Genomic DNA, 22,221 nt, shown 5'->3' with positions numbered 1-22,221 from the left:
TTCAGGTGACGTCCCCGAGCTCCCGCAGCCGCTCCCGCACCTGACGTGCCTCCTCCGGCGCGTCGGCCTGCTCGTAGGCGGGCAGGGCCTCCTCCCAGGCCGCACGCGCCTCGGCCACGCTGTCGACACCGGCGTACAGCGCGCCGAGGTGGCTGGACGCCTCCCCGACGCCGTACCAGTCGCCGAGCTCACGGCAGATCGCCAGGGTCGTCCCAAGGGCCGCGATGGCCTCCTCGACACGACCTGCTTCGGAGAGGACGAGGCCCAGGTTGAACCAGGCGACCCCCTCGTCCGTGCGCTGTCCGGTCTCCTGCCGGATGTCCCGGGCGCGGGAGAGTGCTGTGATGGCCTCGTCCAGCCGGCCCGCCTCGGCAAGGGCCAGGCCGAGGCCGTTCCAGGCGGCCCCTTCGCCGGTGCGGCCTCCCGTCGCCTCGTGGAGGTGGAGGGCGCGGGTGAACGCGTCGATCGACTCGTCGAGACGGCCGGCCGCCCGCAGGGCCCGCCCGAGGTTGTGGCAGGCTGCCGCCTCCCCCTCGTGGTGGCCGATGCCCCGCAACAGCTCCCCTGCCCGCAGAGCGGCCTCGACGGCCTCCTCCGGCCGCTGGTCCTGCTCCAGCGCCCGGCCCAGTTCGCCCAGGGCGACGGCCTCGGCTTCCATGTCACCGCCGTGCCGGGCCGCCAGGGCGGCACACTCGCTCACCCTGATCCAGTCGGCCGTGAACCCCCGCCAGCTCAGGTACTCGGTGATCGCCAGGGCGAGCCGGATCGCGACCGGGGCGTGCCCGGTGTCCGCGGCCCACAGCACCGCCCCGACAAGGTTGGCACGTTCGCCGTCCAACCAGGCGAGAGCGGCCGACCGGGTCTCGAACCGCCCCGGCAGGGGTTCACCGGGCTGTGCCCGCAACCGTTCGTCGGCCTCCTCCGCCCACTGCGCGTAGAACGCGAGCAGCCGTGAGCGTGCGGCGTCGACCTCCGCGGCCCTCTCCCCGGCCGCCACGCCCAGCGCGTAGACGCGTACCAGGTCGTGCATGCTCCACCGGGACCGATTGCTGCCGCGCGTGACCAGGTGGGCACGCTCCAGCCCGGCGAGGACGCGGAAGGGCGGCGCGTCCTCGCCCAGCAGGGCCGTGAGCGCCTCCGTACTGAGGTCCGGACCCGGGGCGGCGGCCAGCAGACGCAGCACGCGGGCCTCTTCGGACGTCAGACGGCGGTAGGACGAGTCGAAGACGGAACGCACATCGCGTGTGCCGTCGGAGAGGCTCTCCAGCCTGTCGTGGGACATCTGCAGTTCGGCCACCAGCTCCGCGATGCTCATGTGCGGGTCGGCGGCCAGCCGTGCGGCGGCGATCTGGAGGGCCAGGGGCAGCCGGCCGCACAGCTGCGCGAGGGCATCGGCGTCCGCGGGATGGCGTGCCACCCGGTCGTCGGAGGGGCGGGCGATGCGCAGTGCGTTGTCGAGGAGGTCCGTAGAGGCTTCCCGGGACAGCTCGCCGAGGACCAGCGAGCGTGCATCGAGGCTCGGCATCCGGCTCCGTGAGACCACGACGAGACGGTGCCGTGGGTCGGCCGGGACCAGCGGGGCGACCTGCTCGGGCGAGGAGGCGTTGTCCGCGATGATCAACAGGGGCTGGGTGGCCCGGGCGAGGAGCGTCCGGTAGAGCGAGAGCCGGGCATCGACCGTGCTCGGCAGGTGGTCGGCCCACGCCCCCAGGGCCTCCAGGAGGAGGGTCACGGCCTGGTCGGCGGTGACCGGATCGTCGCTGTACCCGCGCAGGTCGAGGAACAGGGTGCCCCCGGGGAACCAGCCGCGCTCGCGGGCGGCGTGCGCCGCCTGCACGGCCAGCGCCGTCTTCCCGATGCCCCCCAGCCCCGCGATGGAGGTGACGACCACCGCGTCACGGGGCGGGACGGTGGGGGAAAGGGCGTCGAGCAGCGTGGCCATGGCGTCGGCGCGCCCGGTGAAACCGCTCGTGGGAGGGGGCAGGGTGGCGGGCACGACCGTGGGCGAGGTCGGCTGGCGACCGATCACCGCGCCCGTGAACGTTCCCCCGCGGAAGTCGATGTGGTCGCCGCCGAAGACGGCCGCTCCCAGCTCTTCGGCCTGCTGAGCCGTGACGGTGGCGAGCGGGGCCGTGAACGCCGCGGTGCCGGACCCGGCGTCCGGGACCGCCAGCCGGCCGAGCACCGCTGCGGCGGCCTGGGCGGCGGCGCCGGCCGCCTGCCGCCGGACGGTGTCCGCGTCGTCGACGCGCCGGCCGTCGGCCGTGTCGCTGATGCCGCGGACGGTGAGGGCCGGAAGCGCGGTGGCGGCGGCGTAGGAGATGCCGGCGGACTCCATCTCGACGGCCACCGCGTCGTCGTACCGGCGCAGCAGTTGGTGCAGCAGGCTGGACGTCGGGTGGTTGAGCAGCACTTCGGTGGCCGCGATGGGCTTGAAGTGGACCCGGCCGGCCGGCGGCCGGTGCCGCAGGGCAGCCCGCGCGGTCTGCAGCAGGAGGTGCGAGGCGGGCCACGCCGAGGGCCTGGACTTGTATCCCTCGGGGGTCGAGACCACCCCCTGGAACGCGTACACACGGGTCGCGACGACGACATCCCCCAGAGCGACGTCGTCGGTGACGCTGCCGGCCAGACCGACGAAGAGCAGGACGTCGGGCCGCACCCAGTCATGGGCGCGTGCCACGAGGGTGGCGGGGGCCTGGTTGCCCGCGCCGGCCTCCGCCAGCGCGACCTTCCAGGGGGTGCCGGGCAGGGCGCCCCGTTCGAGCAGGGTTCCGCTCGGGTGGACCAGCAGCTCCACGTCCACGAGGTGCTGCCGTACCGCCTCGTACTCGACCGGGAGCCCGGTGACGACGAGGGCGGTGCCTGACGGTGTGTCCCCGGGCGGCGGCGCGGGCGCGGCGGCAGGGGACGGCGCCGGCGACGGGGGCTCGGGATCTGGGCCAGGGGGCGGTGCCGTGGACGGGACCTCGAGTGCGGGTGCGGGTGTCGGCTCGGCCGACGGGGGCGGAGCCTGCTCGGGTCCCTGCTCCGGGCCTTGCTCCCGGTCCTGCTCCGGGCCTTGCTCCCGGTGCTGCTCCGGGGCTTGCTCCTGGTCCCGATCCGGTCCCTGCTCCTGGTCCCGATCCGGGCCCTGCTCCCGGTCCCGCTCCGGGCCCTGCCTCCGGTCTCGCTCCCGGATCTGCTCCTGACCCCGCCCGCTGCCGAGGGCCAGTGATCGCCTGATCCGCTGTGCGGCGGCGCCATGGATGCCGCCCGCGCTCTCCAGCACGGTCAGCGCGACCCTGGCGAACGGGACGCTGTCGGGCGGCAGGGGGGAGTCCCACCCGGCCGTGGCCGGGTCCGAGGAGGCGAGCGAGGCGAGGGCGCGGAAGCCGGACGCGCCGCCGAAGACCCGGGACACGCGCTCCGACACCCTGGTGAGCACGTCCCCGAGCACCGTCAGCGAGTCGTGCGTCGTCACACAGCCCAGGAGTTCCTCGCGCACCCCGGGGTGGAAGTCGTACAGGACCTCGTCGGGGTTCTCGCCGGGACGCGGCGGGTGGACCCGGCGGAGGACGCCGGACAGGAAGATCTCCGCCAGCTCCGTGAGCGTGGACCGGGGCAGCATCGCCCGCTGGACGAGCTGCATGATCGGCAGGGTGAGCGGGGCGGCCGCGAGATAGCAGGCGAGCTGGAACGTCCCGGGGGACACGCTCTCCCGGAGGTGGTGCACGCCCTCCACCGGGTCGTCGGCGGGCGTGGGGCCGAACGGTGGAGCGGTCGGCCAGTCGACGGTGGTGAGGGGAGTGGCCAGCAGGGGCGTCCAGCCGGGGGCGTGGCCGGAGAGGAGACGGGCCCAGGGGGCGAGCCAGTTGGGGCGGATCTCCATGACCGGCAGCCACGTGATCTTCGCGCGGTCCTGTGCGTCCGGGGGAAGACCCGGCAGCGGCGCCGTGCAGCGGTAGGAGGGCACGGGCGGCGCCCCGCCGTTCTGTTGCGCGGAGACCGGGACGGTGGGCAGCGCGGTGCGGTGCCACAGCCTGCGGGGCAGCACCTGGAGCACGGCCACGGGCTGCCGGCGCGCCCGTTCCGCGAGGGCCGACTTGAACTCCGCGTCGCGCCACACGCGCCCCACCCCGTCCGTCAGGAGGACGATCAGACGCCGCCCGTCGGGACCGGCCAGGTGCCGGAGCCGGTGCACCGGGCCGGTCTCCTCGTCCGGCCGCGCCCTGCCCTGACGGAACGGGAAGAGCACCGGGGTGGCCGCGTCGGTGTCCAGGGCCCACGTCCGTACGTCGCGGAAGGCGCCGTGCCGTTCGAACATGGCCCGGAGTTCGGCACCGGTGCGGTGCCACACGGCCATCGTCGTGCCGACGTCCACCACCAGGTCGACGGAGAACCGCCGCTCGGTGGGCTCCCGCCACACGGGCAGGAGCATGCCCGACTCGCCGGCGGCGTGCGCGGTGCCGTGCTCGTCGAGCGCGGGCCTGCCGGGCCTGACGACGTCCTGCCGGAGCGGGCGCAGCGACCGGGCCAGGCCGAGTCCGTCGGAGAGCAGCGGCAGGAGCGGTGTCTCCAGCGGGATGCCGCTCCGTCCGGCCTCCCCCTCCGGGCCCCCGCGGTCGGCCGCCCCGGCCGGCGGATGGAGTTCGGCCTCCTCCTCGTCCGACGCGTCCTCGATCCGGGCCGACGGACCGTCCGCACGGCCGTCGGAGGGGTGCGGGGGCTGCACGGGCGGGGGTTCGCCGGCGTGGTCGGCGGGCCGGGCGGAGGGCTCCAGACCGGCCACCGAGGCCATCCAGAGCACGTCCGCCACGAGTTCGGCGTCCGGGCCGGACGAGCAGCCCTCCCGGAGCATCCTCGCGAGGTGGTCGCGCAGGCCCTCGCCCATGGTCACCCCTCGTTGAGAGGATGCAGGACGTTGTTCTCGATCACCTTGCGGCTCTTCGGATCCGACCACAGCCCGTGGGAGGCCATCAGCAGCGCGTTGAGCAACTGGTCGCTGGCGAGTTCCGCGCCCCGGTCGCGCTGCTTGGCGACGAACTCCGCGACGACGTCCGCCCGTACGGCCTCGGGCAGGCTCTCCAGGCGGTCCGAGCCGGAGAAGTGGGCGGTCACCATGCCGGCGATCTTCTTGTCGCTGGGCGCCGCGATCTCCAGACGCAGACAGCGCCGCAGGAACGCCGGGGGGAACTCCCGCTCCGAGTTGCTGGTGAGGACCATCAGCGGGAACTGCGCACAGCGCACCTGACCGCCCAGCACGGTGACCCAGGCTCCGTTGTCGGCGGACATGATGCTGGTCGGCGTCTCGCCCAGCCGGGACAGCTCGGGAATGGTGAACTCGCCGTCCTCGAACACGTTCAGCAGGTCGTTCGGCAGGTCGATGTCGCTCTTGTCGATCTCGTCCACGAGCAGCACCCGCGGGAACCTCCACGGCAGCAGCGCGGTGCCGAGCGGACCGAGACGCAGGTACGGCCCGATGTCGGGGGGCGCGGCCGCCTCCGTCTCGCCGGCGCACCGGAAGCGGAGCCCGGCCTCCTGGAGCCGTCCGATCGCGTCGTAGTGGTAGAGGCCGTCCTGGAGGGTCGACCGGCTGGTGATCGGCCAGCGCAGTACGGGGCCCAGCCCCAGTTCCCGCGCGATGCTGTACGCCAGTGTCGACTTGCCGACTCCCGGCCTGCCGGTGACCAGCAGCGGCCGGCGCAGGTACAGCGCCAGGTTGACCAGGTGGATCTCCCGGTCGTCGGCCCGGTAGGCGGCCGCCTGGCGGGCCCGGCCGAGCTTGCGCTCGGACAGCGCGTCGGCGTGGTGGGGAGGCGCCGGCAGCTCGGCGTCGCCGTCGAGGGCGTCGAACGCGCGCCACGGCGGCGGACCGGGCAGCCTGCGGATGCCGTCGTGCGGCTGGCCCGTGCCCTGGTAGATCCACCAGGGCGGCGGCGCCGCCGTCTCCTCCTCGCCGGTCCCGGACGTCCCGGCGGTTCCCTCCGCGGTCCCGTGCTCGTCGTTGCTCACCCGACCCCCTGATACATCCCGTGCTGGAGTTGCGCCACGCAGTTCGGGTCGTCCCACAGCAGCGTGATGTGACGCCCCAGGTCGTTCGCGGGCCTGGTCTCGGCCGCCTCCCGCAGGCTCTGGGTGCCCACGGGGAGTTCGTCGATCCGGCTCAGTGCACGGCCCCGCAGCGCCGTGTCGAGTTCGCAGGGGTCCCCGTCGTCCCGCCGCCACACCAGGACGGGGATGCCCTTCGCCACGGCCTCCTCGATGGCCTGTTGCGCGAGGGCGTCGGGATGGCCGTAGGCGAAACCGACACCGACGCACGCCAGTGAGGCGTGCGCCTTCAGCCACTCGGTGACCTCGCCCACGCTGCTGAACCGGAGCGACGGGAAGCGGCGGGTGCCGCCCGCCGGCACGGACCGGTCCGTGAGGTGGGTCATCCAGGCGATGTGGTCGGTGGCGCTCGCGGGCGGGGGCGGGCAGCCCTGGGCGGCGAGTTCGTCCCAGCGCCTGCGCCACATCCCGTGCATCCAGAAGTTCTTGTGCCGGTCCAGCGAGCGCACGACCACCGGGTACTGGTGCCCGAGCACGTACGGGGTGACCGTCCACAGGTCGACGGCGTGATCGAGCAGCGACCAGGGGAGGAGGAACTCGAAGCGCACGCGGGTGCGGTAGTCCCGTATCTCGTAGGCCAGGTCTCCCCAGCCGGACAGGAGGCTGCTGCCGTGCTGGAGCAACTCCTCCTCGGTCACCTTCCTGTGGTCGATCCAGGAGTCCAGTTCTCTGAGGGAGCCCTCCTCGTGGCTGTAGAAGGCTCCGTGCACCTGGTAGCGGGGGGTCTCGGACGGCGCGGCGTCCACCTCCTCCAGCCGGAGCTGGACGATGATCTCCACCGGGCGCAGCCGCGGGACCGAGGCCGGCAGGGGGCCGCCCGCCACCTCCAGCAGCGCGGAGGCCGCCGGCTCGGGCACGTCCTGGGCGAGGAGCTGCAGGAAGCGGTGGATCGCGGGCCTCGTGCCCGGGCCCCGCTGGGCGTCGTTCAACCGCTCCAGCGCCCGGAAGAGATCGGTGGGGCCGGCCAGCGGGACGTTCAGCCGGGCCGCGCGGCACGCGTCCGCGTACCGCGCGACCTCCAGCGACTCCGGCAGCCGCTCGGTCCTCCGCAACGCCGTGAAGATCCGGTGCATCCGCCGCGTGCCGAGGATGCCGGGCGAGACGACGGCGTGGGCGCACAGGCCGAACCAGGCGACCGAGCGTTCGTTGCCCCGCCGGTCCTGGAGGAAGTCGGCGACGGCGGCCAGCGCCGTGCGCGGCTGACGGTACGTGCGGCAGGCGTGCACCAGCTCCGCGATGTCGTCCTCGCCGCGGGTGCGGTCCGCGGGCGACTTCCAGTCGGGCAGGTCGGCACGGTGATGCAGCGACCGCAGCAGTTCCCGCCGGAAGTCGGCGTTGCCGCGCATGTCGTCCACGTCCGTCAGGGCCGCTTGCAGGACCTGGGAGACGGCGTCGTCCCAGGCGCCCGCCTGACAGGCCCGCCCTCCGTCACCGACCGGTGCGCACTGTTCCACGTCTGTTCCCCGCAGCTCCACCATCAGGACCCGGCCGCCTCAGAGCCCCAGCACCTCGCGCAGCCGCACGAGCGCCTGCTCGTTCGGGCGCAGATCCGCCATCACCTCGTACAGCGCCCGGTGCGCCGAAGACGGTTCACGGCTCTGCCGCAGACCGCGCGCGATCAGCACCAGGTGGTCCCGGGCCACGGTCTGCTCCGGGATGCCCAGGGGGTGTTCCAGGGCGAGCCTGTCCTCCACCAGGGCGAGGACGGTACGGCGGAACTCCAGCCCCGCCATGCCGGTGAACGCCTCCAGCGCGTCGGCGACCCGCACGTCGGAGGACGGGGTGCGGGCGGGGGCGGCCGGCGCGGAGCGGGTCGCGGCGGGCCGGTGCCGGGCGAACTCCGTGATCACGGCCATGACGGCCGCCGCGGCGTGGGCGGCGGCACGCTCCTGGTGGCCCTGCCGGTCGGTGTCGTACTTGGTGCCGTCGGCCCGGTCGCTGATACCGCGGATCGCCAGGTGCGGGAGGTCGGCGAGGTGCGCGGCGTGCGCGAAACCGGCGCTCTCCATCTCGATGGCGACCGCGTCGTTGTAGGTGTGGTGGAGCTGCTCGCGCAGCGGGCACTCGGCGGAGTTCAGCAGGACGTCCCCCGAGGCCAGCGGTCTGAAGTGGACCTTCGGCGCGGCCGTGGGGGCCGGCGGGCCGGTGATCACCCGGTCGGTCCAGCGCGAGCTGCCGCGGCGCAGCGCGGACCGGGCGGCCTGTTCGAGGGCGTGCGCCGGCCGCACGCTGTCGGGCCGCGCCAGGAAGCCGTCGGACGTCACCTTGCCGCCGCCGTAGGCGTGGACCTTGGCCGCGACGACGACGTCACCGAGTGCGAGGTCGTCCTTGAGGCCGCCCGCGATGCCGACGAAGAACAGCGCCTCGGGCTCCAGCCAGGTCGCGATCCGCTCGGTCAGCGTGGCCGCGGTGCGCCCGCCCTCGCCGCACTCCGCGATCGCCACGGGCCAGGGGCACCCGGGCAACTCACCGACCTCGACCACGGTGCCGAGCCGGTGGACGCGTGTCTCGGGCCGTACCAGATGAGAACGGACGGCCGCGTACTCCTCCGGGAGTGCCGTCAGCACCGCCGCCATGCGTTCCGCGTCCGCCACCACGCCCCCCGGGTCCCGCGTCCGGAGGCTCAACCTAGTGCATACGCGGAGGGCACACCCCGACTTGTCACCAGATCACCGCCGATCCGAGACCGGCGGGGCAGCGGGAGGCGATCGTCGGCGGGGGTCGCGGGAGGCGATCGTCGGCGGGGGTCGCGGGAGGCGATCGGCTGCGTGGCGCGGCCGGCTACGCGGCGCGAGCGGCTACGCGGCGCGACCGGTGCGCCGGGGCCGCCTCCGTCGGCCGCGGGCGTGGGTCACGTCACATATGACCTGATTCGCACTCCCTCCCGGCCGTGCCCGGCTCCGGGCTACGGTTGCGTCGAGCCCCTGTACCCCTTCGCATCGGACGGCCCGGCTGTGCTCACTGACCTGTCTCCCCTGATCGCCGCGACGGCTCGCTGGCTGACGGTGGCCTACCCGCCGTCCGGCGGCGCGCTGGCCTCCGCGCTGTGCGAGGCGCAGGCCCGGCAGGCGGTGACGGTCGCCGCCTGGCTGCGCTATCCCACCGAGATCGACGCCGGTCTGGTCACCATGGCGGGCCCCGGCGGCACGGGACGCCTCGACTGGATCACCGGTGCCGAGGCGGCCGGCGACCACGCGGCCGAGGAGTGGGCCTGGCGGACCTGGGTGGACGAGGTGGTGGCCAGCTGGGCCGCCGCGCTGCTCACCGACGCGGAGCTGGCCGGGCTGGCCGTCGCCGGGCTGGCCGGCAGCGAGCACATCGCCGGGCCGGCCGAGTTCCGCCGGCTGCTCGCCCCGGACGACGCCGACCGCGACGCGGCGGCCCTGCTCCGCCACCCCGACCTGCTGGCGCCCGTCGCCGGACTGCACCGCGATCAGCTCCTCACCCGCCTGGACCCCGGCCGCTCCCTCGCGGCCTGAGACCGGGGCGCCCGGGGCCGTCGAGGCGCGGGCGTCTTCGCGCACCGTCGGTGCACCCCGTCCCGCCCGGCCCCGCCACCGAGCCGCCCCCTCCGCCGCCGGTGTCGTACACCCCCGCACGGGTACTGCGGACCTGACGCGCCAGCCGGCCACCGAAGCGGTGAGTCCCTGCGGCGCGGCCGTCCCGGGGCCGTGCCGCGCCCGGACGGGGGCCCGCGGCCGACCGCCGCTCACCGTGGGGAAAGGCTCGGCCATGACCTTCAAGAATCCCGTTCACCGCGGCGGACCGAGCCGCAGCCGGTTCGACCAGTTCGCCGAATACGCCTCGAACTTCACCAGCTCGCCGCTGTTCTTCCTGTTCTGCCTGCTGCTGGTCGGCTTCTTCGCCGCCGCCCACATCGCCCATCTGCCGTCCGAGCTGCTGCTGCTCGCGGGCGAGTCCATGACGGCGGTCACCCTGCTGCTCCTGGCGCTGCTGAAGAACGCCGAGATGCGCGCCGAGCACGCGATCCAGCGCAAGCTCGACGCGATCGCCGGGGCCCTGCTGGAGGCGCACCGGGACCAGGGGAGCCAGGCCTTCGAGGATCTCCGCAATGCGATCCGGATGGAGGAAGAGACCTGAGCGAGGCCGGCGAAACGCCGCGGCGGTTCTTCCCGGCACCCCCGCGAGCGACGACCATGCCGTGTCATGAACATTCTGCTCGTCGCCAGCGCGTTCAACAGCCTCTCCCAGCGCCTGTACGCCGAACTGTCGGACCACGGGCACCAGGTGGACGTCGTCCTCGCCGCGCACGGCCCCGAACCGGTCAGGGCCGCCGTGCACGAGACGCGACCGGACCTCGTCGTCGCGCCGATGCTCCGCACGGCCCTGCCCGAGGACGTGTGGCGGGAGCACACCTGCCTGATCGTGCACCCCGGCCCGCCCGGCGACCGCGGCCCGTCCTCCCTGGACTGGGCCATCGCCGACGGGGCGGAGCGGTGGGGCGTGACCGTCCTGCAGGCCGAGGCCGGGATGGACGCGGGCCCCGTCTGGGCGGCCGAACCGTTCCCCGTGCCGCCCGTCGGCAAGAGCGACCTCTACCGCAACGAGGCCTCCGACGCGGCCGTCACCGCCGTCCTGACGGCCGTACGGCGCTACGCCGAAGGCGCCCACAAGCCGCTCCCGCAGACCGACCCGTCGGTCACCGTCGTCTGGCGCGACTTCTACCGGCAGGAGCGGCGCCGGATCGACTGGGAGCACGACGACACCGAGACGGTGCTGCGGGCGCTCCGCGGCGCCGACTCCCAGCCGGGCGTCCTCGACGAACTCCTCGGCCACGAGGTGTTCCTGCACGGCGGGCACCCCGAGGACCGGCTGCGCGGCCGTCCCGGCGCCCTGCTGGCCCGGCGCGCGGGCGCCGTCTGCCGGGCCACCCGCGACGGCGCCGTCTGGATCCCCGAGCTGCGCCCCCGCCGGAACTCCGGCGACCCGGCCCCCTTCCGCCGGCCGGCCGCCTCCGTCCTCGCCGCGTACGAGCCCGGTCTCCGCCTCCCGGAGGACCATGTTCCGCTGGAGCTGCCGCCCGGCCGGCGCACCTGGACGGACATCCGCTACCGGCAGCGCGGCGACGTCGGCTTCCTCGCCTTCTCCTTCCCGGGCGGCGCGATGAGCACCGACCAGTGCCGCAGACTGCTCGCCGCCTACGAGTACGCGCTCACCCGGCCCACCCGCGTCCTCGTCCTGGGCGGCACCCGCGACTTCTTCTCCAACGGCATCCACCTCAACGTGGTCGAGGCGGCCCCCGACCCGGCCCAGGAGTCCTGGACCAACCTCAATGCCATGGACGACCTCGTGGAGGCCGTGCTGCGCACCACCGACCGGATGGTGGTGGCCGCCCTCGGCGGCAACGCGGCGGCCGGTGGCGCCATGCTGGCCCTCGCCGCCGACGAGGTGTGGTGCCGGAGCGGCGTCGTCCTCAACCCGCACTACCGCCGCATGGGTCTGTACGGCTCCGAGTTCTGGACGTACACCCTGCCGCGCCGCGTCGGCCCGGAGCAGGCCGGCCGGCTGACCACCGAGGCGCTGCCGGTCAGCGCCGCGTCCGCCGAGCGGCTCGGCCTGGTGGACCGCCTGGTGCCGGCCGCACCCGCGGAGTTCCCGGCCGAGGTGGAGCGGCTCGCGGCCGGCCTCGCCGCCGCCCCGGACCTGCACCGGCGGCTCGCCGCGAAGGCCGCGGCCCTCGCCGCCGACGAGCGGGCACGGCCCCTCTCCTGCTACCGGGAGGAGGAACTGGCCCGCATGCACGCCATCTTCTTCGACCCCGACGCCCCGTACCACGCCCTGCGCTCGGCCTTCGTCCGCAAGACCCCGGGCGGCTCCCCGCGGCCCCTCGCCCCGGCCGGCCCCGCCCCGGCCGGCCCCGCCCCGGCCGGTCCCACCGCGGCCGGTGCCGCCCCGGCCGCCGGAGGCCTCCGGTGACGCCGTCGCTCCTGGTGGCCGGCGTCGGCAACATCTTCCTCGCCGACGACGCCTTCGGCCCCGAGGTGATCCGCGCCCTGGAAAGCCGCCCGCTGCCGGCCGGGGCACGGGTCCGCGACTACGGCATCCGCGGCCTGGACCTCGCCTACGACCTGCTGTCCGGCTACGCCACCGCCGTCCTGGTCGACGCCGCCCCGCGCGGCCACCGCCCCGGCACCCTCTCCCTCGTCGAGGCCGAACCCCCGGAGGGCACCGTCCCGCCCGAAGCCCACGGCATGGACCCGGTGAAGGTGCTGGCCCTGGCCACCCACCTGGGCGACGAGCCGCTGCCCCGGGTCCTCGTCCTGGCCTGCGAACCCGGCGTGCTGCCCGGTGACGACGACCTCCTGCCGGGACTCAGCGACCCGGTGCGGGACGCCGTCGGCCGGGCCGTGGACGCCCTGCACACGCTCGTCCCCGCCCTGCTCGCCGACCCGGCCCGTCCCCTGCCCCCGTTGGGCCGCCCGGTGGAATCCGGGACCGCGTACGCGGCTGCGCTGCCCGGCGCGGCGGCCCGCGCGGCCGAAGATCGGTGAGACCCCGGGCCGCACCCGATGCGGCCCGGGCCCCGTCACCGCATCCGAGGAGCAGCGCCCATGTGCCGGTCCGACCTCAGACAGGCCGTCCTGGCCAAGAACGACGGCCTGGCCGAGGGCCTGCGCGACGACCTCGCCCGGCAGGGCGTGACCCTGGTGAACCTGCTGTCCAGTCCGGGCAGCGGCAAGACCGAACTCCTCGCCCGGGTGCTGGCCCGGGCGGGGGAGCGGGGCGTACCGGTGGCCGCGCTCACCGCGGACCTCGCGACCGAGAACGACGCCGAGCGGCTGGCCCGGTCCGGGGCGCCCGTGCGGCAGCTGCTCACCGACGGCCTGTGCCACCTGGAGGCCCGCCAGGTCCGCGCCCGGCTCGCGGACTGGCTGCCGCCGGACACCTCCGTGCTCTTCGTGGAGAACGTCGGCAACCTGGTCTGCCCGGCCGCGTACGACCTCGGGGAGACGCTGCGGATCGTGCTGATGGCGGTCACCGAGGGCGAGGACAAGCCGCTGAAGTACCCGACCGCGTTCGGTTCCGCCCATCTCGTCGTGATCACCAAGACCGACCTGGCCGGACCGGCCGGCTTCGACGAGAGCCTCTTCCACGAGAACGTGCACCGGGTCAACCCCGGCGTGGAGATCATCCGGTCCTGCGCCCGCACCGGCACCGGCGTCGGCACCGTACTCGACCGCGCCCTCGCCGCCCGCGACGGCACCCCGCCCCACCACCCGCCCCTCGCCCCGCACCCGCACCACCACCCGGCGCCCGTCTCGGACCCGCACCACGACCCGGCGCCCGCTCCGGACCCGCACCACCACGACCACCCGGCGTCCGCTCCGGACCCGCACCGCCCCCCGGCGTCCGCCCCCCTGTCGTGACCGCGCCCGCCACCGGCCCCGTCCGGCGTCGGATCACCGTGCGGGGCACGGTGCAGGGCGTCGGATTCCGGCCCTACGTCCACCGGCTCGCCGCCGGCTTCGCGCTCGCGGGGTTCGTGAGCAACACCGCGGACGGTGTGCTCATCGAGGTCGAGGGCCCTTTGGAGGAGGTGGACCGGTTCGCGGGCCGGCTCATCGAGCAGCCGCCCCCGCTCGCGACCGTGACCGGCGTCGGCAGCGAGGACGTGCCCGCCACCGGCGCCCCCGGCCCCTTCGCCATCCGACCCACCGAGCGGTCCGCGGGCCGCACCCTGCTCCCGCCCGACACCGCGACCTGCGCCGACTGCCTGCGCGAGCTGGCCGACCCCGGTGACCGCCGGCACCGCCACCCCTTCGTCACCTGCACCCACTGCGGCCCCCGGTTCACCATCGCGACCGGGATGCCGTACGACCGCCCGGCCACCACCATGGCCGGCTTCCCGATGTGCCCCGCCTGCGCCCGCGAGTACGGCGACCCCGCCGACCGCCGCTTCCACGCCCAGCCCGTCGCCTGCCCCGACTGCGGTCCCCGGCTCGCCCTCGTCCCGGCCGCGGGCCCGGGAGTCCGCCCGGCCCGGGACGCGGAGGCCCTCGCCGCGGCACGCGCGCTGCTCGCCGCCGGGCGGATCGTCGCCGTCAAGGGCGTCGGCGGCTACCACCTGGCCTGCGACGCCACCGACGACCGGGCCGTGGCCACCCTGCGCGCCCGGAAGGAACGCGGCGGGAAGGCCTTCGCGGTGATGTGCGCGGACCTCGCCACGGCGGAGCGCGTGGCGGTGCTCAACGCCGCCGAACGGGACGCGCTCACCGGCGCCCGCCGCCCCATCGTCCTGCTGCGCCGCCGCACCTCCCCGGACCGTCTGCGCCTCGCCGACCAGGTGTGCCCGGGCAGCCCGCACGTCGGTCTGCTGCTGCCCTACACCCCCGTGCACACCCTGCTGTTCGGGCTGCCCGGCGATCCGCCCGGCCCGCGGGTGCTGGTCATGACCAGCGGCAACCGCTCCGGCGAGCCCATCGTCACCGACGACGCCGAGGCGCTGACCCGGCTGGCGGGACTCGCCGACGCCTGGCTCACCCACGACCGGCCCATCGCCTGCCCGTGCGACGACTCCCTGCTGCGGGTCCGCCCCGACGGCACCGAACAGGTCCTGCGGCGCTCCCGCGGCTACGCCCCCCGCCCGCTGCGCCTCCCGCTGCCGGTGCGGCCCACGCTGGCGGTCGGCGGCGACCTGAAGAACGCCCCCTGCCTCGGCGAGGGCGACCAGGCCTGGTTCGGCCCGCACATCGGGGACATGGGCGAACTGGCCGCCCTGGACGCCGCCGAGCGGGCCGTACGGCACCTCGCCCGCCTCACCGGAGTCGTCCCCCGGCGGGTGGCCGCCGACCGCCACCCCGGCTACCACTCGACCCGTCGGGCCGCCCGGCTCGGCCTGGGCGAACCGGTGCGGGTCCAGCACCACCACGCCCACATCGCCTCGGCGATGGCCGAACACGGCCTCGACGGCAGCACCCCCGTGATCGGCGTCGCCTTCGACGGCACCGGGTACGGCGACGACGGCACCGTCTGGGGCGGCGAGATCCTCCTCGCCGACTACAGAGGCCACCGGCGCCTCACCCGCCTGGCCCCCGCCCCGCTGCCCGGCGGCGACGCCGGCGTGGCCAACCCCTGCCGGATGGCCCTGGCCCGGCTGTGGGCGGCGGGACTGCCCTGGACACCGGGCCTGCCCAGCGTCGACGCCTGCACGGAGACCGAACGCACCGTGCTGCGGCAGCAGTTGAGCCGACAGCTGGCCTGTGTGCCGACCTCCAGCATGGGGCGGCTCTTCGACGCGGTGTCCTCGCTGGTGGGGGTGTGCCAGCGCGCCGGGTACGAGGCACAGGCGGCGCTGGAACTGGAGGCGGCGGCGCTGGAGGCGCGGGAGGCGGACGCGGTGGCCTACCCGTTCGGGTTCACCGCCGGCGGGCGGGACATGGACCCGGCCCCCGCCCTCCGCGCCCTGCTGGACGACCGGTCCCGCCGCACCCCCGTACCGGTCATGGCCGCCCGCTTCCACCGGGGCGTGGCCCGCGCGGTGGCGGAGGCCTGCCGCCGGGCCCGTACGGAGACCGGCCTCACCACCGTCGCCCTCACCGGCGGTGTCTTCGCCAACGCCCTGCTGGAGGAGGAGACCGCCGCGCTGCTCACCACGGCCGGCTTCCACGTCCTTCGGCACGGCGAGGTACCCCCGAACGACGGCGGTCTGGCACTCGGCCAGCTGATGGTCGCGGGAACAGCAGCCCACCACGAGACGGAGTGACCCATGTGTCTGGCAGTGCCCGGCAAGGTCGTGTCCATCGACCACCGCGCCGACCCGCTCACCGGCCTGATCGACTTCGGCGGCGTACGCAAACAGGCCTGCCTGGAGTACCTGCCCGACGTCCGGGTGGGAGAGTACGTCATCGTCCACGTCGGCTTCGCGCTGCAGCGCCTGGACGAGGAGTCGGCCCGGGCCTCCCTGGAACTGTTCGGGCAGCTGGGGCTGCTGGAGGAGGAGTTCGGCGACGCCTGGGAGCAGGCGGCGCGGCAGGAGAGCGGAAGTGAGGCCCGGTGAGGTACATCGACGAGTTCAACGACCCGGAGCTGGCGCGCCGGCTGCTGGACGAGATCCGGGCCACGGTCACCCGGCCCTGGGCCCTGATGGAGGTCTGCGGCGGCCAGACCCACTCCATCATCCGCCACGGCATCGACCAACTCCTCCCGGAGGAGGTGGAGTTGATCCACGGCCCGGGCTGCCCGGTGTGTGTGACCCCGCTCGATGTCATCGACAAGGCCCTGGAGATCGCGGCGCGCCCCGGGGTGATCTTCTGTTCCTTCGGGGACATGCTGCGCGTGCCCGGTACCGGCCGGGACCTGTTCCGGGTCAAGGGCGAGGGCGGTGACGTACGCGTCGTCTACTCGCCGCTGGACGCCGTGGACCTGGCCCGCAGGCACCCCGACCGGCAGGTGGTGTTCTTCGCCATCGGTTTCGAGACGACCGCCCCCGCCAACGCGATGGCCGTCCACCAGGCCCGCCGGCTCGGCCTCGCCAACTTCAGCCTGCTGGTGTCCCACGTCCGGGTCCCTCCGGCGATCGAGGCCATCATGACCGCCCCCGCCTGCCGGGTACGGGGCTTCCTCGCCGCCGGGCACGTGTGCAGCGTGATGGGCACCGACGAGTACCCGGACCTCGCCGAGCGGCACCGCGTCCCGATCGTCGTCACCGGCTTCGAGCCGCTGGACATCCTCGAGGGCATCCGCCGCGCCGTCCACCAGCTGGAACGCGGCGAGCACCGGGTGGAGAACGCCTACCCCCGTGCCGTGCGCGAGCAGGGCAACCCGGCGGCCGTCCGCATGATCGAGGAGGTCTTCGAGGTCACCGACCGCAACTGGCGGGGCATCGGCCGCATCCCCGGCAGCGGCTGGCGGCTCGCCGACGCGTTCCGCGCCTACGACGCCGAGCACCGCTTCGACGTCACCGGCATCCGCACCGAGGAACCCGCCGAGTGCCGCGCGGGCGAGGTCCTGCAGGGCCTCATCAAACCCACCGACTGCGCGGCCTTCGGCACCACCTGCACCCCGCGCACCCCGCTCGGCGCCACCATGGTCTCCAGCGAGGGCGCCTGCGCCGCCTACTACCTGTACCGAAGGATGACCGACAGCCCGGCACCGAAGAGTGCCGCACAGGAGATGAACCCCGTTGGCTGACCTCGCCACCGAATCCCCCGAAGCGGTCGTCGACCCCGCGGACTGGACCTGCCCCGCCCCCCTGCGCGACCAGCCGGTCGTCGTCATGGGCCACGGCGGAGGCGGCGCCCTGTCGGCGGAGCTGGTCCAGCAGATCTTCGCCCCCGCCTACGGCAACCCCACGCTCGCGGCCCTCACCGACTCGGCCGTCCTGGACCTGGGCGGGGCCCGGCTGGCCTTCTCCACCGACTCCTACGTCGTACGGCCGCTGTTCTTCCCCGGCGGCAGCCTCGGCGACCTCGCCGTCAACGGCACCGTCAACGACCTGGCGATGAGCGGCGCCCGGCCCACCCATCTGTCCGCGGCCTTCATCCTGGAGGAAGGCGTGGAACTGGCCGTGCTCGCCCGCGTCGCCCGCGCCCTGGGGGCCGCCGCCGAGGCCGCCGGCGTCACCATCGCCACCGGCGACACCAAGGTGGTCGAGTCGGGGCACGGCGACGGCGTCTACGTCACCACCGCCGGTGTCGGCCTCGTCCCCGCGGGCGTCGACATCCGCCCGCAGCGCGCCCGGCCGGGCGACGCCGTCCTCGTCAGCGGCCCGATCGGCCTGCACGGGGTGGCCGTGATGAGCGTCCGGGAGGGCCTGGAGTTCGGTGTGGAGACCACCTCCGACACCGCGCCGCTCGCGGACCTGGTGGCGGCCATGCTCGCGGTCACCCCGGACATCCACGTCCTGCGCGACCCCACCCGGGGCGGTCTCGGCGCGTCCCTGAACGAGATCGCCCGCGCCTCCGGCACCGGTGTCCGGCTGCGCGAGCGGGCCGTACCGGTCCCGGACGAGGTCGCGAACGCCTGCGGCTTCCTCGGCCTGGACCCGCTGTACGTCGCCAACGAGGGCCGGCTCGTCGCCTTCGTCCCCCCGGAGCACGCCGAAGCCGTCCTCGCGGCCATGCGCGCGCATCCGCAGGGCACCGACGCGGCCCTGATCGGCGAGTGCGTGGCCGACCACCCGGGGATGGTGGTCGTCGCCACCGCTCTGGGCGGCACCCGGGTGCTGGACCTCCCGCTGGGCGAGCAGCTTCCCCGGATCTGCTGAACCGCCCCCGGCCCCGCCGTCAGGCCGGGGCCGGGGCCGGCTCGACCCCCGTGATCTCCAACTCCCGTCCGCCGCGCAGCTCCTGCGACGGCCGGTCGCAGCGCGGGCACCAGAAGAACGGCGGCATGCCGACCGCGAACTCCTCGGCACACCCGCCGCACCAGGCCCGCGCCGGCACCTCCTCCACGACCAGCCGGGCCGTGGCCAGGGCCGTGCCGTCGCGGGCCACCTCGAACGCGAAGTGCAGCGCATCCGGGACGACACCGGCCAGCTCGCCGACCCTGACCGTCACCGACGACACGCCGTCCGCGCCGTCCGCGCGGGCGATCTCCGCCGCCTGCTCCACGATCGCGGTCGCGATCGACAGCTCGTGCACGCCGGTTCAGTGCGGGCGCTGGGCGCCGGAGCGCACGTTGATCATGCGCCAGATGCGCACCTCGCGCCGGATGCCGGGGATCTCCCGGACGAACAGCGCGAGCGCCAGGCCGCCCACCACGGCGGCCTCGGCGACCAGCACCCGCCGAGCCGTCCTCCCGGCCCGCATCCGGGCCGCCGCGGCAGCGCCTGACGCTCCTGCTCGGTACAGCCTCATCCCGGTACCTCTCCGTTTCCGCCTGTTCCGCCTGTTCCGCCTGCAGCTCATTCCGCTCATCGCGCTCGACCCGCTCTCATCCCGGCGAGATGTTCGGCATGATCTTCATGATGGCGTCGTGCCGCTTCCAGTGGATCCCGGTGGAACGGCGCGCGTCGGACGTGCCGTCCCTGTGGTGTCCGGCCTGGTGCTTGGCGGGGCCCTTGTTGCCCTGGTGCAGCCCGAACACGTGCCCGGGCGTGTCGGGTTTCACGTGGGGGCGGCCCACTCGGATGGTGCTCATCTGGATCTCCTCTCAGGTCCTCACGTCGGGTCCTCACGTCAGGTCCTCGTGTCAGGTCCTCACGCCGGCTCATCGCCGCTCTCACGGCCTCCCGTCCTCACGACCGCTCGGTCAGCTCCTCGAAGAACCGCTCGACGGCCGGCCACACCCGGCCGCCTCCGGCGAGGCCCCGCCACTCCCGGCGGACCAGCGCGACCATGCGGAAGCAGTCGTCCACCGGCACGATCCAGTGGTGGTCCAGGCCCCGCACGGTGTTCACCAACAGAGCCTCCACCTCCGGTGCCATGGTCACCAGCGGGGGGCACACGGCGCGCATCCGGGCCCAGCGGGCCGCGTCGACCTCCCAGCGCATCGCCCCGGCGGGGCTCGGCCCCTGCGCCGTGACCGTGCCGTCGGTGTGCGGCACGAAGAAGACCAGGCCCACCGGCACCCCGAGCGGCCCGGTGTCCACCGGCTCCAGGCGTACCCGCCGCCTCGGCACCAGCAGGTACCGCCCGCCGCCCGCGCCGTCCCCGGTGAACAGCACCGTGCACGCGCCGCAGGCGCACAGCAGCTCCTCGCGCTCGGCGGCGTACAGATGGCGGTGTTCCTCCGGTACGGGCTCCGCGCACAGGTCGCACCGCTCGCCGCCGTCCCGGTCGGCGGCGGCCGAGCGGATGACCCGGGCCAGCGCCCCGTCGACGCTCACCGGGCCTCCCGCACCAGCAGCGAGTCCAGCGGTACGAAGGCCGGTGGCGCCGGCGTGGGCAGCTGTTCGACCTCGGTCAGCTCCGGTGCGGCGGTGAGCACCGCCTCCCGTACCGCGTCCGCGACCGTGGGCCCGCCGCCGCAGCCGGCCCCGCAGCCACCGGCCTCGCTCACCCGCACCCGGGCCACCCGTCCCTCGACCTCGACCAGCTCCACGTCGCCGCCCCGCTCGCGCACCGCGGGGCGGAGCCGGTCGACCGCGCGCTCGGCCCGCCGCCGCGCCGGTTCGGGGTGGAGCCCGTGCAGCACCAGCAGATGGTCCAGCAGCTCGTCCTCGGCCAGCCGGGCGGCCAGCTGCCGCCCCGCGAGGTCGAGGACCCGGCCCAGCGCCTCGCCGTAGACCTCGGTCAGCACCCGTACCGCCTCGACGGCCGTGGCGCCCATCGGTCCGGGCGCGGTCTCCAGGCGGCCCAGCAGGTCGTCCAGCCGCGCCAGCCGTCCCTCCACGTCCGTGTCGGCGAGCCGCCCGGCGTCAGCCATGGTTCGCCCCGTACGTCGGCGAGTGCACCGTCGTCAGCGTCTTCCCCTTGCCCATGTACATGTGCACCCCGCACGGCAGACAGGGGTCGAAGCTGCGCACGGTCCGCATGATGTCGACGCCCTTGAAGTCGTCGGGCCCGTTCTCCTCGAAGATCGGCTGGCCCTGGACGGCGTCCTCGTAGGGGCCCGGGGTGCCGTAGATGTCGCGGGGGCTGGCGTTCCAGGGGGTGGGCGGGTACGGGTGGTAGTTTGCGATCTTCTTGTCCCGGATCACCAGGTGGTGGGAGAGGACGCCGCGCACCGCCTCGTGGAAGCCGCAGCCGATCGCCTCCTCCGGTACCTCGAAGTTCTCGAAGACCTTCGTCTCGCCGGCCCGCAGCATCCCCATCGCCTCCTCCAGGAACTGCAGGGCCATGGCGGCGGCGTAGGCGACGAAGTACGGCCGGGCGCGGTCCCGTTCGATGGTGTTGCTCCACTTCGGGATGTGCCACTCCAGGGTCGTCTCCGGCAGCGTGTCGCCCTTGGGCAGGGAGATGCGCACGCTGCTGCCGGTGGCCTTGACGTACGGGGTGTCGACCAGGCCGCTCAGCGCGGTCGTCCACAGCCGGGCCAGCGGCCCGCCGCCGGTGTCCAGGGCGAGGTGCTGACCGGTCTCCGGGTGGTACCAGCGCGGGCTCATCACCCAGCTGTACTTGCCGTCGAAGTCCCGTTTCTGCGGCACCGGGACGGTCGTCTGGTTCCACGGGTGGCGCATGTCGACGGGGTTGCCGAGGGGGTCGTGGGTGACGAAGGGTTCCTCGTTCACCCAGTCCTCGTAGTAGGAGCTGCCCAGCATGATGCGCAGACCGAGGTTGATGTCGACCAGGTCGTTGGTGACCAGCTTGCCGTCGACCACGATGCCGGGGGTCACGTACATCGCCCGGCCCCACTCGTTCATCGTCGCGTACCGGTAGTCCACGACGTCCGGGTTCTGGAAGGCGCCCCAGCAGCCGAGCAGGACCCGGCGCCTGCCGACCTCCTCGTAGCCGGGCAGGGCCTCGTAGAAGAAGTCGAAGACGTCGTCGTTCATCGCCACCGCCTTCTTGACGAAGTCGATGACATGGATGAGGCGGCTGAGGTAGTCGGTGAAGGTGTTGGGCTGCGGCATCGTGCCGACACCGCCCGGGTAGAGCGTGGAGGGGTGCACGTGCCGCCCCTCCATCAGGCAGAACATCTCCCGGGTGACCCGGGAGACCTTCAGCGCCTCCTTGTAGACCTCGCCCTCGAAGGGGTTGAACGCCTTCATGATGTCGGCGATGGTCCGGTAGCCGTGGATGTCTCCGCGCGGCGCGTCCGTGCGTTCGGCGCGGGCCAGCACACCGGGGTTGGTGGCCTTGACCATCGCCTCGCAGAAGTCCACGAACACCAGGTTGTCCTGGAAGATCGTGTGGTCGAACATGTACTCGGCGGCCTCGCCGAGGTTGGTGATGTGCTCGGCCAGCTTCGGCGGCTTGACGCCGTAGGCCATCTGCTGGGCGTAGTTGGAGCACGTGGTGTGGTTGTCGCCGCAGATGCCGCAGATCCGGGACGTGATGAACCCGGCGTCGCGCGGGTCCTTGCCCTTCATGAAGACCGAGTAGCCGCGGAAGAGCGAGGAGGTGCTGCGGCACTCCACCACTTCCTGGTTGGCGAAGTCGATCTTCGTGTAGATGCCGAGGTTGCCGATGATCCGGGTGATCGGGTCCCAGGACATGTCCACGATCTGCGCGGGCTTGCGCCCCGGGGCCCGGCGCCGGTCCTCGGTTGTCGTCATGTCGTTTCCTGCCC

At 74.3% G+C, this 22,221-nt stretch carries 19 protein-coding genes; 9 read left to right on the top strand and 10 right to left on the bottom strand.

Annotated elements, in window-relative coordinates; all coding sequences use genetic code 11:
• Position 1: 1 nt before the first annotated feature.
• Genes IEZ20_RS21685 through IEZ20_RS21670 form a run of 4 tightly spaced genes read right to left on the bottom strand, consistent with a single transcriptional unit; the run spans position 2 to position 8,684 of the window.
• The gene (locus IEZ20_RS21685; protein WP_189301266.1) at positions 2 to 4,870 is read right to left on the bottom strand and encodes an SAV_2336 N-terminal domain-related protein; all 4,869 of its coding nucleotides are present in this window, start codon (positions 4,868 to 4,870) and stop codon (positions 2 to 4) included.
• A gap of 2 nt (positions 4,871 to 4,872) precedes the next feature.
• Positions 4,873 to 5,991, bottom strand: a complete 1,119-nt coding sequence (locus IEZ20_RS21680; protein ID WP_189301264.1) for an AAA family ATPase — start codon at positions 5,989 to 5,991, stop codon at positions 4,873 to 4,875.
• On the bottom strand, positions 5,988 to 7,541 hold the full coding sequence (locus tag IEZ20_RS21675) for a VMAP-C domain-containing protein (RefSeq protein WP_189301262.1): 1,554 nt from the start codon (positions 7,539 to 7,541) through the stop codon (positions 5,988 to 5,990). The genes IEZ20_RS21680 and IEZ20_RS21675 overlap by 4 nt, the downstream gene beginning before the upstream one ends.
• Positions 7,542 to 7,580: 39 nt before the next feature.
• Entirely contained in the window at positions 7,581 to 8,684 is a 1,104-nt protein-coding gene (locus IEZ20_RS21670; protein WP_189301260.1) for a 5'-methylthioadenosine/S-adenosylhomocysteine nucleosidase, read from the bottom strand.
• Positions 8,685 to 9,041: 357 nt separating this feature from the next.
• Here IEZ20_RS21670 and IEZ20_RS21665 point away from each other — a divergent pair, with 357 nt between their 5' ends.
• From IEZ20_RS21665 to hypE, 9 genes are all read left to right on the top strand, one after another.
• The gene (locus IEZ20_RS21665; RefSeq protein ID WP_189301259.1) at positions 9,042 to 9,566 is read left to right on the top strand and encodes a hypothetical protein; all 525 of its coding nucleotides are present in this window, start codon (positions 9,042 to 9,044) and stop codon (positions 9,564 to 9,566) included.
• Between the two features lie 253 nt (positions 9,567 to 9,819).
• On the top strand, positions 9,820 to 10,188 hold the full coding sequence (locus IEZ20_RS21660) for a hypothetical protein (protein WP_189301257.1): 369 nt from the start codon (positions 9,820 to 9,822) through the stop codon (positions 10,186 to 10,188).
• Positions 10,189 to 10,254: 66 nt separating this feature from the next.
• A complete protein-coding gene (locus IEZ20_RS21655) occupies positions 10,255 to 12,024 on the top strand; it encodes a hydrogenase maturation protein (protein WP_189301255.1) in 1,770 nt (589 codons plus the stop codon).
• Entirely contained in the window at positions 12,021 to 12,599 is a 579-nt protein-coding gene (locus IEZ20_RS21650) for a hydrogenase maturation protease (protein WP_189301253.1), read from the top strand. The genes IEZ20_RS21655 and IEZ20_RS21650 overlap by 4 nt, the downstream gene beginning before the upstream one ends.
• Before the next feature lie 60 nt (positions 12,600 to 12,659).
• On the top strand, positions 12,660 to 13,475 hold the full coding sequence (gene hypB, locus IEZ20_RS21645) for a hydrogenase nickel incorporation protein HypB (protein WP_229896178.1): 816 nt from the start codon (positions 12,660 to 12,662) through the stop codon (positions 13,473 to 13,475).
• Positions 13,472 to 15,811, top strand: coding sequence for a carbamoyltransferase HypF (gene hypF / locus IEZ20_RS21640; RefSeq protein WP_189301251.1), 2,340 nt, complete (start codon positions 13,472 to 13,474; stop codon positions 15,809 to 15,811). The genes hypB and hypF overlap by 4 nt, the downstream gene beginning before the upstream one ends.
• A gap of 3 nt (positions 15,812 to 15,814) precedes the next feature.
• Positions 15,815 to 16,105 carry a HypC/HybG/HupF family hydrogenase formation chaperone gene (locus IEZ20_RS21635; protein WP_189301249.1) on the top strand — a complete coding sequence of 97 codons (291 nt, stop codon included), beginning with the start codon at positions 15,815 to 15,817 and terminating at the stop codon, positions 16,103 to 16,105.
• On the top strand, positions 16,102 to 17,238 hold the full coding sequence (gene hypD / locus IEZ20_RS21630) for a hydrogenase formation protein HypD (RefSeq protein WP_189301247.1): 1,137 nt from the start codon (positions 16,102 to 16,104) through the stop codon (positions 17,236 to 17,238). The genes IEZ20_RS21635 and hypD overlap by 4 nt, the downstream gene beginning before the upstream one ends.
• A complete protein-coding gene (gene hypE, locus IEZ20_RS21625; RefSeq protein ID WP_308434677.1) occupies positions 17,231 to 18,313 on the top strand; it encodes a hydrogenase expression/formation protein HypE in 1,083 nt (360 codons plus the stop codon). The genes hypD and hypE overlap by 8 nt, the downstream gene beginning before the upstream one ends.
• A gap of 19 nt (positions 18,314 to 18,332) precedes the next feature.
• On the opposite strand, the gene hypA is transcribed toward hypE, so the two are convergent.
• The 6 genes from hypA to IEZ20_RS21600 all read right to left on the bottom strand — a co-directional run bounded on the left by hypA (position 18,333) and on the right by IEZ20_RS21600 (position 22,207).
• On the bottom strand, positions 18,333 to 18,689 hold the full coding sequence (gene hypA / locus IEZ20_RS21620; protein ID WP_189301245.1) for a hydrogenase maturation nickel metallochaperone HypA: 357 nt from the start codon (positions 18,687 to 18,689) through the stop codon (positions 18,333 to 18,335).
• 6 nt (positions 18,690 to 18,695) lie between these two features.
• Entirely contained in the window at positions 18,696 to 18,830 is a 135-nt protein-coding gene (locus tag IEZ20_RS40420) for a hypothetical protein (protein WP_256464647.1), read from the bottom strand.
• Between the two features lie 151 nt (positions 18,831 to 18,981).
• The gene (locus IEZ20_RS21615) at positions 18,982 to 19,188 is read right to left on the bottom strand and encodes a hypothetical protein (RefSeq protein WP_189301243.1); all 207 of its coding nucleotides are present in this window, start codon (positions 19,186 to 19,188) and stop codon (positions 18,982 to 18,984) included.
• Positions 19,189 to 19,285: 97 nt separating this feature from the next.
• Positions 19,286 to 19,876 carry a DUF5947 family protein gene (locus IEZ20_RS21610; protein ID WP_189301241.1) on the bottom strand — a complete coding sequence of 197 codons (591 nt, stop codon included), beginning with the start codon at positions 19,874 to 19,876 and terminating at the stop codon, positions 19,286 to 19,288.
• A complete protein-coding gene (locus IEZ20_RS21605; RefSeq protein ID WP_189301239.1) occupies positions 19,873 to 20,415 on the bottom strand; it encodes a NifU-related iron-sulfur-binding protein in 543 nt (180 codons plus the stop codon). The genes IEZ20_RS21610 and IEZ20_RS21605 overlap by 4 nt, the downstream gene beginning before the upstream one ends.
• Positions 20,408 to 22,207: a nickel-dependent hydrogenase large subunit gene (locus IEZ20_RS21600; RefSeq protein ID WP_189301237.1), complete on the bottom strand. Its 1,800-nt coding sequence runs from the start codon at positions 22,205 to 22,207 to the stop codon at positions 20,408 to 20,410. The genes IEZ20_RS21605 and IEZ20_RS21600 overlap by 8 nt, the downstream gene beginning before the upstream one ends.
• Positions 22,208 to 22,221 lie beyond the last annotated feature (14 nt).

It is taken from the genome of Streptomyces cinerochromogenes, from assembly GCF_014648635.1.
Lineage (GTDB): Bacteria > Actinomycetota > Actinomycetes > Streptomycetales > Streptomycetaceae > Streptomyces > Streptomyces cinerochromogenes.
Note: the sequence above shows the minus strand (reverse complement) of the source record. Positions and strands in the feature narration are given on the sequence as shown.

Coding starts and splice junctions, on each gene's coding strand:
- IEZ20_RS21685 (WP_189301266.1), bottom strand. CDS start 4,870: ATGGGCGAGGGCCTGCGCGACCACCTCGCGAGGATGCTCCGGGAGGGC.
- IEZ20_RS21655 (WP_189301255.1), top strand. CDS start 10,255: ATGAACATTCTGCTCGTCGCCAGCGCGTTCAACAGCCTCTCCCAGCGC.
- IEZ20_RS21600 (WP_189301237.1), bottom strand. CDS start 22,207: ATGACGACAACCGAGGACCGGCGCCGGGCCCCGGGGCGCAAGCCCGCG.
- IEZ20_RS21605 (WP_189301239.1), bottom strand. CDS start 20,415: ATGGCTGACGCCGGGCGGCTCGCCGACACGGACGTGGAGGGACGGCTG.
- IEZ20_RS21615 (WP_189301243.1), bottom strand. CDS start 19,188: ATGAGCACCATCCGAGTGGGCCGCCCCCACGTGAAACCCGACACGCCC.
- IEZ20_RS21660 (WP_189301257.1), top strand. CDS start 9,820: ATGACCTTCAAGAATCCCGTTCACCGCGGCGGACCGAGCCGCAGCCGG.
- IEZ20_RS21635 (WP_189301249.1), top strand. CDS start 15,815: ATGTGTCTGGCAGTGCCCGGCAAGGTCGTGTCCATCGACCACCGCGCC.
- hypB (WP_229896178.1), top strand. CDS start 12,660: ATGTGCCGGTCCGACCTCAGACAGGCCGTCCTGGCCAAGAACGACGGC.